The 13,737-nt window shown below is 54.4% G+C and carries 16 protein-coding genes; 7 read left to right on the top strand and 9 right to left on the bottom strand.

Annotation, left to right across the window (positions count from 1 at the left end; genetic code table 11):
- From csoS2 to csoS1, 4 genes are all read right to left on the bottom strand, one after another.
- The coding region (gene csoS2 / locus NCN04_RS02430) for an alpha-carboxysome scaffolding protein CsoS2 (protein WP_250395073.1) at window positions 1-2,032 on the bottom strand (2,032 nt) is incomplete at its 3' end.
- Window positions 2,033-2,131: 99 nt separating this feature from the next.
- Window positions 2,132-2,473 carry a ribulose bisphosphate carboxylase small subunit gene (locus NCN04_RS02425; protein ID WP_011619882.1) on the bottom strand — a complete coding sequence of 114 codons (342 nt, stop codon included), beginning with the start codon at window positions 2,471-2,473 and terminating at the stop codon, window positions 2,132-2,134.
- Between the two features lie 103 nt (window positions 2,474-2,576).
- On the bottom strand, window positions 2,577-3,989 hold the full coding sequence (locus tag NCN04_RS02420) for a form I ribulose bisphosphate carboxylase large subunit (protein WP_011619883.1): 1,413 nt from the start codon (window positions 3,987-3,989) through the stop codon (window positions 2,577-2,579).
- Window positions 3,990-4,057: 68 nt separating this feature from the next.
- The gene (gene csoS1, locus NCN04_RS02415) at window positions 4,058-4,369 is read right to left on the bottom strand and encodes an alpha-carboxysome major shell protein CsoS1 (RefSeq protein ID WP_006169870.1); all 312 of its coding nucleotides are present in this window, start codon (window positions 4,367-4,369) and stop codon (window positions 4,058-4,060) included.
- Window positions 4,370-4,690: 321 nt separating this feature from the next.
- Between csoS1 and NCN04_RS02410 the strand changes: the two genes are divergently transcribed.
- Entirely contained in the window at window positions 4,691-5,293 is a 603-nt protein-coding gene (locus NCN04_RS02410; protein WP_250395072.1) for a non-canonical purine NTP pyrophosphatase, read from the top strand.
- A gap of 42 nt (window positions 5,294-5,335) precedes the next feature.
- Here NCN04_RS02410 and NCN04_RS02405 read toward each other — a convergent pair whose 3' ends face one another.
- The gene (locus tag NCN04_RS02405; protein WP_048346891.1) at window positions 5,336-6,121 is read right to left on the bottom strand and encodes a BMC domain-containing protein; all 786 of its coding nucleotides are present in this window, start codon (window positions 6,119-6,121) and stop codon (window positions 5,336-5,338) included.
- Window positions 6,122-6,217: 96 nt separating this feature from the next.
- On the opposite strand from NCN04_RS02405, the gene NCN04_RS02400 reads away from it, so the two are divergent.
- Window positions 6,218-6,622, top strand: coding sequence for a DUF8679 domain-containing protein (locus NCN04_RS02400; RefSeq protein WP_048348248.1), 405 nt, complete (start codon window positions 6,218-6,220; stop codon window positions 6,620-6,622).
- A gap of 121 nt (window positions 6,623-6,743) precedes the next feature.
- Window positions 6,744-7,055 (top strand): DUF8679 domain-containing protein, encoded by a 312-nt coding sequence (locus NCN04_RS02395; protein ID WP_502988739.1) that lies wholly within the window; start codon window positions 6,744-6,746, stop codon window positions 7,053-7,055.
- A 19-nt stretch (window positions 7,056-7,074) separates the two neighbouring features.
- Here NCN04_RS02395 and NCN04_RS02390 read toward each other — a convergent pair whose 3' ends face one another.
- A complete protein-coding gene (locus NCN04_RS02390; RefSeq protein ID WP_250395070.1) occupies window positions 7,075-7,599 on the bottom strand; it encodes a hypothetical protein in 525 nt (174 codons plus the stop codon).
- A 152-nt stretch (window positions 7,600-7,751) separates the two neighbouring features.
- Here NCN04_RS02390 and NCN04_RS02385 point away from each other — a divergent pair, with 152 nt between their 5' ends.
- The 3 genes from NCN04_RS02385 to bchL all read left to right on the top strand — a co-directional run bounded on the left by NCN04_RS02385 (window position 7,752) and on the right by bchL (window position 11,722).
- Window positions 7,752-9,038 (top strand): ferredoxin:protochlorophyllide reductase (ATP-dependent) subunit N, encoded by a 1,287-nt coding sequence (locus NCN04_RS02385; RefSeq protein WP_250395069.1) that lies wholly within the window; start codon window positions 7,752-7,754, stop codon window positions 9,036-9,038.
- Window positions 9,039-9,042: 4 nt separating this feature from the next.
- The gene (locus NCN04_RS02380) at window positions 9,043-10,611 is read left to right on the top strand and encodes a ferredoxin:protochlorophyllide reductase (ATP-dependent) subunit B (RefSeq protein WP_250395068.1); all 1,569 of its coding nucleotides are present in this window, start codon (window positions 9,043-9,045) and stop codon (window positions 10,609-10,611) included.
- A 220-nt stretch (window positions 10,612-10,831) separates the two neighbouring features.
- Window positions 10,832-11,722 carry a ferredoxin:protochlorophyllide reductase (ATP-dependent) iron-sulfur ATP-binding protein gene (bchL, locus tag NCN04_RS02375; RefSeq protein ID WP_048348249.1) on the top strand — a complete coding sequence of 297 codons (891 nt, stop codon included), beginning with the start codon at window positions 10,832-10,834 and terminating at the stop codon, window positions 11,720-11,722.
- Here bchL and NCN04_RS02370 read toward each other — a convergent pair whose 3' ends face one another.
- The 3 genes from NCN04_RS02370 to psaM all read right to left on the bottom strand — a co-directional run bounded on the left by NCN04_RS02370 (window position 11,723) and on the right by psaM (window position 13,298).
- Window positions 11,723-12,673 carry a protochlorophyllide reductase gene (locus NCN04_RS02370; RefSeq protein WP_250395074.1) on the bottom strand — a complete coding sequence of 317 codons (951 nt, stop codon included), beginning with the start codon at window positions 12,671-12,673 and terminating at the stop codon, window positions 11,723-11,725.
- A 72-nt stretch (window positions 12,674-12,745) separates the two neighbouring features.
- Entirely contained in the window at window positions 12,746-13,054 is a 309-nt protein-coding gene (locus tag NCN04_RS02365) for a hypothetical protein (protein ID WP_350223224.1), read from the bottom strand.
- A gap of 139 nt (window positions 13,055-13,193) precedes the next feature.
- Window positions 13,194-13,298 carry a photosystem I reaction center subunit XII gene (gene psaM, locus NCN04_RS02360; RefSeq protein WP_048348251.1) on the bottom strand — a complete coding sequence of 35 codons (105 nt, stop codon included), beginning with the start codon at window positions 13,296-13,298 and terminating at the stop codon, window positions 13,194-13,196.
- A 79-nt stretch (window positions 13,299-13,377) separates the two neighbouring features.
- Between psaM and NCN04_RS02355 the strand changes: the two genes are divergently transcribed.
- Window positions 13,378-13,737, top strand: a 360-nt coding sequence (locus tag NCN04_RS02355; RefSeq protein ID WP_250395066.1) for a CRR6 family NdhI maturation factor, incomplete at its 3' end; no start/stop codon positions are given.

Below are 13,737 nucleotides of genomic sequence, written 5' to 3'. Positions count from 1 at the left end.
ATCGGAATTGCTCAGTGCCGGTGATTTTGCCACCGGCCAAATCAAAAGGGCCGGTTATGCGGCTGCTGTCTTCGTAAGAGGTGCCGGTGACCCCTTTGCTGGATTCCCGTTGTTGCTGAGCGGCACGGGCAGGAGAAACCACACTGAATCGAGTCCAACTTGATCCTTCAGCAGATTGACCATGGGTCTCGGTTCCCGCTGGTGCTGCTTCACCACATGCCACTGAAAGTTGATCAGCACCAATATATGGAGTTCCAGTCACCGCTTCACAGGCACCACGTTCGGCACCAGTCATGACGCCACCAATACCTGGTTGAAGTCCAGTCATTGGAGCGGCAGGCGTGCCAGGACGGACCGGCGTCCGCTCGCGAATGGCTTGAACAGCGGAGTTACCGCAATATTGACCAGCTTGCTCAAGACCTGCGTAAGGGGTTCCCGTGACAGCCTTACAACTTCCCGGTTCATCACCCGTGACGTTTTCAGAGCGACCGGTGCGCGTGCCGCTCACCACTTGGTTGCGATTGGTGATACTGAATCCAACTTTGGCGGCTTCAGGATCGGGCTTGGCTCCACAAAAAGAGTTGACCTGTTCAGAACTGATGTACTGATCACCAGTCACGCGATGACAGGATCCGAATTCATCACCGGTGACACTTGAGGAGCGGCCTACCATCGTGCCTGTAACACCTGTGCCAGATAGGGTTTCAGACAGACCAACCTTGGCAGCCGGACGTCCTTCGGGAAGGGGGTCTGACCCTAAATATTGATCACCGGTCAAAGAGCGGTTCGCACCAGCTTCATCACCAGTCACGCTCGAGGATCGCCCCACCATCACTCCACTTACAGGTCGGCCTTGCTGAGTCAGGCTGTGGCCAACTTTGCGAGGAGAAGGGGTCGTTCCACCGCAATAGGCGGCGCTTTGGTTGGCCGAAATATATTCCGTACCTGTCACGCTTTTGCAGGTGCCGGGCTCGTCTCCAGTGACTTTCTCAGAGCGACCAACTTCGTTGCCTGTGACGCGATTGCCATGGGAAGTAGCAGATACACGAACCTTGGCAGGTGTGGTTGGAGTCGGAGCGCTCTGACAGAAGGTCTGAAAGACCTCTGCACCGAGATACTCAGTACCAGTGATGGAACGACAAGTGCTGGCTTCGTTGCCTGTCGTCTTAACGGAGCGATTGGCTTGAGTGCCAGTCACAGTTTGGCCACCGGTGGTCTCCGACTCACCCACCTTCCAGTGCGCATCGGCGGCAGCGGCTAGCTTGGATCCGTTCCGATTCGGGCCTGTTGGACGCGTGACTCCAGCGCTTTGCTTGCTACGAGCTCCTGATTTCGCACGAAGCTCACGTACTTGCTGAGCCAGCTCACGGCTGGTGAGGTCAGGATTCGCCTGACGAGCCACTGCAGCGGCGCTTGTGGGTTGTTTTCCTGCTGTTTTCCCGTGTTTAGACATCGCTTCACGACGGGCTAAAACAAGTGCTCTACTTGGATTTTCGATGGCACGACGCTTTGGAGCTTGGCTGCGACGGGAGGAATTTTTAGTCGAAAGATCCACAGAGACAGCCTGACGAGTCAAACGAGTTGGTGTTTGAACAGCGCCATTGCCGCCACAACCACACTCTTTCTTGCCGGCCGCAGGGGCTGTAGTGGTTGTTGTTGTCGCTGTTTGACGAGCGACCTCAGCCCGGTTTCTGTCTTTGGTTGTATCTGCTGATTTACCACGACGTGACAAGGCTTCTCGGCGCGCGAGCACAAGCTCACGACTCGGTTGACTGACGGGTTTCACCCGAGAGCGATGGGCACCTGATGAAGTTGACAGCGATTGATTTCTTGGTCGCTCAGTAGCGACAGGGGGTGCGGCGTGTGAAGGGGCTACCGCAATTGGATCTGCGTTGGTGCGCGTTTTGCGGGCATCGTCGGCCGACCGAACGCGATTCGCACCTGCTGAAACAACAACGGATGCCTTTTTGCCAGCAGTAGTGAGAGCCTTACGGCGTTCGAGTGCTAGTTCGCGACTAGAAAGTCTTGCCATGTCCGCCCGAGAATGTCTTCGTGAATTGAAGGGAACGAGTCCCTACAGGAAAAGTTGAGCCCTGATCAACTCAGGGCTCGAAATCGTGAAGACGAAGGATCAGCGTCCTTCGAAAACCACGAAACAGGCACCTTGGCCTTGGGTATATGCGTCGTAGCCGACCATGCGCACGTGGTGGTCGGGGTATGCGCGATGGCAGGCCTCGAGTTCACTCACTACAACATTCAAATCCTTCTCACCGAAAAACGGGAGCTTCCAATAGGACCAGTAAGAGGCCATGGAATTGGAAGGATGGACGTGCTCAATGAGCGGGCTCCAACCTTGGGCAATGATGTAAGCGATCTGGTCATAGATCTCGTCCTGGGTCATCGGCGGAAGAAAGCCGAATGTCTCCAGGGTGGCGACTGTTTGGTAGTCACCCACGGTGCTCTGAAAAGGCATGGGGATCACGCTTTAAAAAAATGTTTTGGCTGGACCAAAGTCCTCGAGCCGGATTTATATCGAAGTTCGGGAGAGGGGTGAAAAAATTCACCCCTGTCACCGATCACTGAACGTCGAGTTTGTCGACGGTGTCGAATTCGAACTTGATCTCCTTCCAGGTCTCGAGAGCGATCGCCAGCTCAGGGCTGTGCTTACCGGCTTCCATAAGGATGTCGCGGCTTTCCTTCTCGATTTCACGACCGGCGTTGCGTGCCTTGACGCAGGCCTCGAGGGCCACACGGTTGGCAGCAGCACCAGCTGCGGAACCCCAGGGGTGACCGTGGGTACCACCACCGAACTGGAGAACGGAGTCATCTCCGAAGATGGCAACCAGCGCGGGCATGTGCCACACGTGGATACCGCCGGAAGCAACGGCAAACACACCAGGCATGGAACCCCAGTCCTGATCGAAGAAGTTGCCGCGGCTGCGATCTTCAGGAACGAAGGATTCGCGGAGTTGGTCGATATAGCCGAGGGTGGTCTGACGATCACCTTCCAGCTTGCCGACCACGGTGCCGGTGTGGAGTTGGTCACCACCTGACAAACGCAGACACTTGGCGAGGACGCGGAAGTGAATACCGTGCTTGGGATGACGGTCAATCACAGCGTGCATCGCACGGTGAATGTGCAGCAACATGCCGTTCTTGCGGCACCACTTCGACAAACCAGTGTTAGCTGTAAAGCCACCGGTGATGAAGTCGTGCATGATGATCGGCTGATTGAGTTCCTTGGCGAACTCAGCACGCTCATACATCTCTTCAGGAGTATTCGCGGTCACGTTGAGGTAGTGACCCTTTCGCTCTCCCGTTTCCTGTTCGGCCAGCTTGATGGCTTCTGCAACAAATTCGAAGCGGTTCTGCCAACGCTGGAACGGCTGGGAATTGATGTTCTCGTCGTCTTTGGTGAAGTCCAGACCGCCACGGAGGCATTCATAGACAACACGGCCATAGTTCTTACCGCTTAAGCCAAGCTTTGGCTTAATGGTGCAACCCAGAAGAGGGCGGCCATATTTGTTCATCCGGTCGCGCTCAACGGCGATGCCGTTTGGTGGACCAGCGCAGCACTTAATGAAGGCGATCGGGAAGCGAATGTCTTCCAGACGGAGATGACGCAGTGCTTTGAAGCCAAACACGTTGCCGACCAATGAGGTCAGAACGTTGGTGATTGAACCCTCTTCGAACAGGTCGAGGGGGTAAGCGATGAAGGCATAGAACGACTCCTTGTCACCAGGGACGTCTTCGATGCGATAGCAGCGGCCTTTGTAGAAGTCGAGGTCGGTGAGGAGCTCGGACCACACAGTGGACCAGGTACCAGTTGAAGATTCAGCGGCAACAGCAGCTGCAACTTCTTCTTTAGGGACACCTTCTTGGCCGGTGCACTTGAAGCAGGCCAGCAGGTCGGTGTCTAGGGGAACGTAATCGGGAGTCCAGTAAGTGTCTCTGTACTCCTTGACCCCAGCGTCGTACTTCTTGCTCATGGATTAATTCCGTTAAGTCGGTAAGGGAAAAGAGAGGCGCAACCCCATCAGGGGGTTAACAGCTGATCTCAGTCCTTTTGTCCGAGGAAATTGCCGTTGCCGAGTGCTGGCTCAACTTCGCGATGAGGGCGAGCAATGATGTGCGCCGCGACGAGGCCGTCGCCGACACGTTCGCAAGCGTCTGCACCTGCACGCACAGCAGCGTTTACAGCACCTGTTTCGCCACGGACCAAAACTGTGACGTAGCCACCGCCGACGAATTCACGACCAATCAGGCGCACTTCAGCAGCCTTGGTCATTGCATCAGCTGCTTCGATCGCTGGGACCAGGCCGCGTGTCTCGATCATGCCGAGAGCGATACCCATGGTTTCGTTAGCCATTGCCTACCGAGTAAGGGGGGGTGGAATGTTCGCCGATGACATTGGTCTGTCGGAGGCCAACTCGTCAAGCTGTTTGGGCCTTTTTCGAGATCATTGTCCATGCTGAACCTCATAAGCACTACTGATCACCCTTGCCCGCACTGATCTGAAGCCCTGTGCGGGTTCGCGTGAGCACACCAACACAAGAGGTGGCCAAGGGTCTTCAAACCCCATATCTTTCTCGACGAAGCGAAGTTTTCCGCGTAAGCGGAGTGGAATGTTCAACCCCAGCTGAGCTTCATTTTCGAATCTGAACGATATTTTTTACCCTTAACCCACACAATGGGACTCTTCCGATCTTTTTCAGTGCTCACACTGACGATTGCCAGTGGCAATCCACGCAAAGTTGCTGAAATCGAGGCAATGCTTGGACCTCTGCCACTCAATGTGGTTCGTCAACCTCCCGATCTTGAGGTTGAGGAAACAGGTACCTCCTATCTGGAAAACGCCCTCCTCAAGGCTTCTGCTGCCGCTCAGCTCACTGGCACTTGGACTCTTGCTGACGATTCTGGGCTCGAAGTAGACGCCCTCCATGGCGCTCCCGGTCTCTACACAGCTCGCCTGGCTCCCACAGACGACGAGAAAGTCTCCAAATTGCTGCGATCCATGGCCAATCAGCCCTATCGCAGTGCCCTCTTTCGCAGCGCGATGGTGCTTTGCTCCCCAGATGGAACGTCGATTGAAAGCTCGGAAGGCATTTGTTGGGGTGAACTCCTCAAATCACCTGCCTACCCAGGTGGTGGCTTGGAATCACTCTTCTGGCTACGCGAAACCCGATGCAGCTATGGAGAAATGACAACAGCCCAACTCAGCCGACTTGGAAGTCGCGGAAAAGCTGCCAGGGCCATGGCTCCTCGCTTACGTCAGCGATTAGGGATTCATTGACCAAAACGTTGCTGTTGATTTTGGATCAGCCGGATCAACCCATCACCTTGATGAACAATTGCGATTGATCGATTCAATCGCCCGCATTGCCGCAGCCGCAGCCTCTTCAACATCACCTTCTCTCCCAGCAAGAGTGAGACGTCCAAACGCGCCAACCGCTTTGACATCCACCAACGTGATGTTCGAGGACTTTTCAGCCTCATTCGCAGCAATCAGAACGTAGCCAGCAGGCTCTGTTTCAAGAATGAACATGCTCATGCCGGCTTCGATCATCGATCCTCTGCGGTTCAGACGATTGATAAGGACGGCATGGTCAGGAGTAATAGCCCGAATGACTTCTGTCCAACTGACATCAGCAGGAGTTCGTCGGTCAACGGAACTGCCAATCGCCTCTAGAACCACATCACCGGAATGGATCACCGTGCTTTGGTCCCGGTGATAAAGCGCCATTGAGCCAAAGGCGCGCTCCACAACCATCTGGCCAAGACGGACATTGCTGGCCTTGAGAGCAATATCCGTGACTCGATGCACCGCCATCCCTGGTGAAACTTCCATCCAAAGACAGGCATCACCTGGGATCGGCAAAAAGCCCTGACTCACGGTGCCCATGTAGGCAGCGAGTTGGGGTTGAAGAGAGTCAAGAAAGACATAAGTGCGCAGTTCAATGGACTGCACATGGCTATTTTGTCTCAATAGCCTTGGGGATTCGCTATCGGTCGTGACGACACAGCTCGCTCCGCTCGCCGAGGTGTGAACCTCAGTTCCGGTGACGAGAGCGCTTCCGCCTACTCGCCGCTCCCGGGCATCGAAGCTGGCGAAGCGTTTCATTGCGGAGATGTTACCGGAAGGTTGCTCACAAAATTCGTCTCGCGACTTGCATCAGCCAACGGAACCGATACTGTCCGCGCAAATCGGAAGCGCAGAATGGCAGCCAATCAAACCCATAGCCCAGAAACAACCTCCTTGAGTTCTGAGCTCAGCGCCGAGCAAGCGCTCGGGATGATCGGAATGGGCTTAATGCAAAAGCTCAATCAGGAGGGCCCCGGTCGTTGGATTTGGAGCGATGCTGAAGATGGTGGTGCTGCCAATCTTGTTGAGTTGCGCCAAAGACTCGAACTGACAGACCTAGCGATTAAGACAGGAGCCCCATTAAGTACGGCAGAAGTCACCCAATTGCTAGGAGTCCGCCCTAGTTCCGAACAAGTTGAACGAGGGGGGCTAAGGGCAAGCCGTTTGAGCAGAAATGTGTGGCGTCTGACCCAGATCAGCTTGGATTCATCTCAGTCAACAGGTGGATTCGGCGACGATCGTTTCCGTCGTCGCCTTTGAACAGGGTCTTTGATTGCAATTATTCGGAATCAGCCTTGCCGGCGGTGTCGTCCTTCGACTGATCCGGAGAGCTTTCATGGTTTGAATCCGTTAGCTCTTCAGGATGATCGGAATGGGCTTAATGCAAAAGCTCAATCAGGAGGGCCCCGGTCGTTGGATTTGGAGCGATGCTGAAGATGGTGGTGCTGCCAATCTTGTTGAGTTGCGCCAAAGACTCGAACTGACAGACCTAGCGATTAAGACAGGAGCCCCATTAAGTACGGCAGAAGTCACCCAATTGCTAGGAGTCCGCCCTAGTTCCGAACAAGTTGAACGAGGGGGGCTAAGGGCAAGCCGTTTGAGCAGAAATGTGTGGCGTCTGACCCAGATCAGCTTGGATTCATCTCAGTCAACAGGTGGATTCGGCGACGATCGTTTCCGTCGTCGCCTTTGAACAGGGTCTTTGATTGCAATTATTCGGAATCAGCCTTGCCGGCGGTGTCGTCCTTCGACTGATCCGGAGAGCTTTCATGGTTTGAATCCGTTAGCTCTTCAACTTCGATGCAATCCGTAGTTTCGGCCAGTTGCTCGCGAGCAGCAATGACAGGAGCTGCTTTTGCTTTGAGTTGTTGAGCTGCTTCCTCGAGGGTCATCGTTTTGCTCTGTTTGATCTGACTCACAAATTTTTCGTAGATCGCAACCTGGTCGCGATATTCATTGAGTTTTGAGGTTTGAAGTTCAATCTCAGCTTTATCGAGAGTGGCGAGAGCTCTTTTAAGCGACTCACCAGCGACCTCAGCGTCTGCAACTGTTGAAGCAGGGGTTAGAGCTTCAACCTTGTCCAATGCTTTTTCGACCTCAGCTGTTGCAGAGCAGACGAGACCAGAGTCCGAAACCACTTTGGCTTCGTCTTTGACTGCTTTTTTCTCAACTGACTGACAGGCCGTTAACGCCAAACCAAGAGCCAAAGCAGCAGGGAAAGCTCGCAAAGACAACATCAGATCGAAGACATCATTTGCGCTGAAATTTAGTCATCTCCAGCGCATCTGGCCCAACTGGAAATCAAGACCCGATCCCGAAGATATTTGTTAGGTCTGAGCACTAAGCGATTCTGACGTCATGGTGACTGATAGGACGTGCCTTAAATGCGATGAGCGTGAATCTGCTCAAGGAATCAGGACCACGGGAAGTGTTCTGTGGTCTGACCTCGATCGTCTGGCTGCACCGCAGGATGCCTGATGCTTTTTTCTTGGTGGTCGGTTCACGCACCTGCGCCCATTTGATTCAAAGCGCTGCTGGTGTGATGATTTTTGCTGAGCCTCGTTTTGGAACAGCGATCCTGAGCGAACGCGACCTAGCTGGCCTTGCCGATGCTCAAGATGAACTCGACCGGGTGGCTCGTGAGCTTCTGGAACGCAGGCCCGAGATCCGCACCCTGTTTTTGGTGGGGTCATGCCCCAGCGAGGTGATCAAACTGGATCTAGCGCGGGCCGCAGAACGACTCAACGATGAATTGAGAGGCCGAGTGCAGGTCGTGAATTATTCGGGGAGTGGAATTGAAACCACGTTTACCCAAGGGGAAGACGGGGCACTTTCAGCCTTAGTGCCCCTGCTGCCCTCCACAGATCAACGTCAACTGTTGATGGTCGGGACTCTTGCCGATGCCGTGGAGGATCGCCTCATTCACCTCTTTGGTCGGATTGGCATCGACACGGTTTGCAGCTTGCCCCCACGCAAGTCCACTGAACTGCCAGGAATTGGCCCAGGAACAACGGTCTTGTTGACGCAGCCGTACCTCACGACAACAGCACGCTTACTTCGCGATCGGGGTGCTCGCGTCCTGACAGCGCCCTTCCCCCTGGGTGCTGAAGGAAGCCGCAGCTGGATGGAAGCCGCAGCAAAAGACTTTCAAATCAACGCTGATCAGGTTGCCACCGTGCTGGATCCGTTGGTAGCTCGCGCTCAAAGCGCTCTGGCGCCACACCGAGACATCCTGAACGGCAAACGAATTTTTCTCCTACCGGAGTCTCAACTCGAACTTCCGCTCGCCCGCTTCTTACAACGAGAATGCGGCATGGAACTGGTGGAAGTAGGGACTCCCTACTTGAATCGCGAGCAAATGGCTGAAGAGCTTGCGCTTCTCCCTGAGGGCACGTCTGTCATGGAGGGACAACATGTGGAGAAGCAGCTGGATCGCGTTCGTGCCACTCAACCCGATCTTGTGGTCTGCGGGATGGGTCTTGCCAATCCGCTCGAAGCGGAAGGAATCGCCACCAAGTGGTCAATTGAACTGGTCTTTAGTCCCATTCATGGCATCGATCAGGCCGGGGAGTTGGCTGAACTTTTCTCCCGCCCGCTGAGACGACGCGAACTCATTCGTCAAGCGCTGAACCCGCCCAGTAGCGCCCCCATCGACTCTGACCCCGTTCACGCCTAAAGCCATGCAACTCACTCTCTGGACATACGAAGGACCACCTCACGTTGGTGCCATGCGCATTGCGGCATCCATGGAAGGTGTGCATTACGTGCTGCACGCACCCCAGGGCGATACCTACGCCGATCTGTTGTTCACGATGATCGAGCGTCGAGATCAACGGCCACCAGTCACCTACACCACGTTTCAAGCCAGAGATCTCGGTGGTGACACCGCCGAGCTGGTGAAGCGCCACGTGAGAGAGGCTGTGAATCGTTTCCAACCCGATGCCCTTTTGGTTGGTGAAAGCTGTACGGCGGAATTAATTCAGGACCAACCTGGAGCCTTAGCAGCTGGCATGGGCTTGAACATGCCAATCGTGAATCTAGAGCTACCGGCTTACAGCAAAAAAGAGAATTGGGGCGCAGCAGAAACCCTCTATCAATTGGTTCGGTCTCTGTTGAAAGATCAAGCTCCCTCTGAGCTGAAGCATGACCCCAAGGCCTGGCAGCAGCAGGGACGTCGCCCCCGGGTGAATCTGCTGGGTCCGTCGTTGCTCGGCTTCCGCTGTCGCGACGATGTGCTTGAAGTGCAAAGGCTGCTGAATCTCCATGGCATCGATGTCGGAGTGGTCGCTCCATTAGGAGCCACGGTGGCAGATGTGCATCGACTCCCTGAAGCCGATCTGAATGTGTGCCTCTACCCAGAGATCGCCGAATCCAGCTGCGCTTGGCTCGAGCGCAGTTTTGGCATCCCGTTCACCACCACCGTGCCGATTGGAATTGGTGCAACCCATGATTTCCTCGTTGAAGTTCACAATCTGCTGGGGATGACACCCCCTTCCCCTCAAGAGGGGATTCGTCAGTCAAGGCTGCCCTGGTACTCCGAATCGGTGGACTCCACCTACCTCACAGGAAAAAGGGTGTTCATCTTTGGAGATGGAACGCATGCCTTGGCAGCAGCGCGCATCTGCAAGGAGGAACTGGGCTTTGAAGTGGTTGGCTTAGGCACCTACAGCAGAGAAATGGCTCGACCCGTGCGAGCAGCAGCGAAAGCGATGGGGATTGAGGCCCTCATCAGTGACGATTACCTCGCGGTGGAGGCGGCGATGGCCGCAGCCGCACCTGAACTGGTGCTCGGCACACAAATGGAGCGACACAGTGCCAAACGACTAGGGCTCCCCTGTGCAGTGATCAGCACACCGATGCATGTCCAAGACGTGCCTGCACGCAACAGTCCTCAAATGGGCTGGGAAGGAGCGAACGTGATCTTCGACAGCTGGGTGCACCCGCTCATGATGGGCTTAGAGGAACACTTGATCGGCATGTTCCGTCACGATTTTGAGTTCGTGGATGGCCACCAAAGCCATCTCGGACATTCTGGAGGTTCTGGAGCAATTGCAGACACTGAGGTAGCAGTGAGCACCCTCACGGACGAGCTGGTCTGGACTGCTGATGGAGAAGCGGAGCTGAAAAAGATCCCTTTCTTCGTTCGGGGGAAAGTACGCCGAAACACAGAAGCCTTCGCAAAATCCACTGGGCGCAACCAAATCGACAGCGAAACGCTCTACGACGCGAAAGCCCACTTCAGCGCCTAACAACCCAACCCAATTGTTCAGACCCAAATTTATTACCTGGAACAACGCATGATCGGCTGAGTCTTTGTACTCAATACTCCAACTATTTTCACGGCAATCCGCCCAATCCTCGTCAGTCTTTCAACACCATCACTCCTGATGTTTCGATCATGAATTGAAAGCTGACTGTTCAAGCTTGCTGAAGTTAAATGAAAACAACACCCACGAAGCAGGTCTCTGCATGACCACAACTCTCACCCGTCCGGCGGATGGTGACGGCAGTGTTCAGGTCCATCAGGACCCAGGGACAAAAATTGAAGAGGGAGCTCTTGTCATTGCCGTCTATGGCAAGGGTGGTATTGGCAAATCCACCACCTCCTCCAACCTGTCTGCCGCGTTTTCAAAACTAGGCAAACGCGTGCTCCAGATCGGCTGTGACCCCAAGCACGACAGCACATTCACCCTCACCCACAAAATGGTGCCAACGGTGATTGACATCCTCGAAGAGGTGGACTTTCACAGCGAAGAGCTGCGCCCCGAGGACTTCATGTTCACGGGATACAACGGCGTGAAATGTGTCGAGAGCGGAGGACCGCCTGCCGGAACCGGTTGCGGCGGCTACGTCACCGGCCAAACCGTGAAGCTCCTTAAGGAACATCATCTTCTGGAAGATACAGATGTGGTGATCTTTGACGTGCTGGGCGACGTGGTCTGCGGTGGCTTCGCTGCACCGCTTCAACACGCGAACTATTGCCTGATCGTGACCGCCAACGATTTTGATTCCATCTTCGCGATGAACAGAATTGTGCAAGCGATCCAAGCCAAGGCGAAAAACTACAAGGTGCGCCTTGGAGGAGTGGTAGCCAATCGGTCAGTTAACACGGATCAAATCGATAAGTTCAATGAGCGTACGGGCTTACGCACGATGGCTCATTTCCAAGATGTCGATGCAATTCGCCGTTCACGCCTGAAGAAATGCACCATTTTCGAGATGGACGAGAACGAAGATGGCGTGAAAGCTGTTCAAGAGGAATACATCCGTTTGGCCAGCAATATGCTCGACAATGTTGAACCATTGGAAGCCGTATCCCTGAAAGACAGGGAGATCTTTGACCTTCTGGGTTTCGACTGATCAGAGACCCACGAGTTGCATCGAAAGCTCCCAGACCCGTTTGGCGTCATCAGGATTTGTCGCCTTATCGGACAATTCTTGGCTGAATTGTTTTCCAGCTTTCTTTTGACGATTACCCCAACTCCAATGCACACCTGATTGGTTGAAATCGGGATTCGCCACCACCATTGCAACCCGTTCACCAGCAAGAGACTGAGAGACATAACCGCCCGTAATCTTTTTCTGGAACCAAGGGAAAATCACTTGAAAGGCCTTAGGGGTGTTTCGGAACAAAGGGGTGTCAGCTACACACCCTGGATAGAGAGACGTACAGCTAATCCCTGTGTCCTGGTAGATCCGTCGATGCAGTTCCTGGGTGGTGATCATGTTGCAAAGCTTGCTGTCTTTATAAGCCTTGCCTGGCTTAAAGGTCTGACCACTCGCCATGGTGATCGGATCTTTAAAACCCGCTTCGAAACCTGAAAGATCACCAAGATCAGCAGGAGCGGGAATAGGAATTTTCCCGCCAAGTTCCTTGGAGTTAGCGGTCACAGTGCCAAGGATGACAATCCGTTTTGAGGGATGGCTGGATGCTTTTAATCGATCAAGAAGCAACTGAATCAACAAAAAATGGCCCAAATGGTTGGTGGCCATCGACAATTCGTAGCCCTGGGGAGAGCGCTTGGGCTGTTTCAACTTCGGGTCATACACCGCCGCATTACACACCAAGGCATCAACCCCGACAGAAAGGCTCTCCACCGCATGACGGACACTCTCAAGATCGCCTAGATCCATCAGGATGTGATGAAGGCGGTGGCTGGGGATCTCCAGCTGATCGGCAGCTCCGGCAGCTCTCTGAGGATTCCGATTCGCCGTAATCACAGTCCACCCCTGTCGAACCAACGCCTTGGTGGCGTTTAAGCCAACACCGGATGTAGTTCCGGTAATGAGAACGGTGCCGGGAGTTCCCATTTGAGATGCCTTCATCTCATTCCAGTTTGACCTTTGAAGTGTCGTTGGTGGTGAATCGAAAAGGCCCGGTATTCAGCGCCAGATAATGCGAAGACGGTTTGGAGCAATCCATTGATCCTGTTCATCCATGAGGCGATCTCTTCCACCGAGGGTGAACAAACGATCAAAACGTTGCTGTAGACCCAGGAGCTTGTTGGTTTCTACATCAACAACAGCGGCAAGCTCCCCATGGCGATCTAATCGCTCCTGGTAAGCCATCGAAAGCCGAACGAGACTGACCCCACCAAGACTGATCAAACCAATCTTTACGGCTAATGCCAGGCCGCTGCAGAGCAAATCTCTACGGTCACCCTGATTTTGAATCAGGGCAGCACGGGTCACTGCATCGACCGGGGCCTTTGCGGAGCGATCAGATGACCTCGATCGTTGTCGTATTGGCGATGAAGCTGCCTTAGCCATATCCGCTTGTAACGCAGCGAACAAAGACTGCAAGAGCCCATCGCGCAACCAATACGTCTGTTTACGCCCGATACAAGCTCACACATAGGCGAATAGCCAACACACCGGCATGGGCAGCCACCACTAAGGCGATCAAAACTTCAGCTTGAGTAATAGAAGTGACCATGTCGGATTGATAACGCTCCACCATTCTTTCTCCTCAACCCCTCTACAAGCCATCATTCGCAAAGGCCTGTCACACCATCATGGATGCCCAAAGTCGGACGGAACCGGTTGTTATCGATGCCGTTGCCATTCAGACGCTTGATCTCAGGCCGATAAACCCATGGATGGAGCGGCCGCTCACAGACCTACTCAGCGATGGCGCAGGGTTAGAGCTCCAGTACAAGTGGCCAAGGGATGCCGAAGATCCCAGAGAGCTGAGCGAATGCCCAGAGCCCCGTCTTTGGGCCCTCAGGGCAGATGCGGTTTACCCCTGGCTGCCCCTAGTGCTGGAACGATCAGGCGGAAGCCTGATCCAACATGTGGCGATGGTGGTTCCCCACAACTTCAGTCCAAGTGAAGGGATTCGCTTCGACCCTCAGGCCCTTGAACTCTGGATCACC

The organism is Synechococcus sp. MU1655 (assembly GCF_023630655.1).
Classification (GTDB): domain Bacteria; phylum Cyanobacteriota; class Cyanobacteriia; order PCC-6307; family Cyanobiaceae; genus Synechococcus_C.
This window is presented reverse-complemented; position numbering and strand designations above follow the sequence as displayed.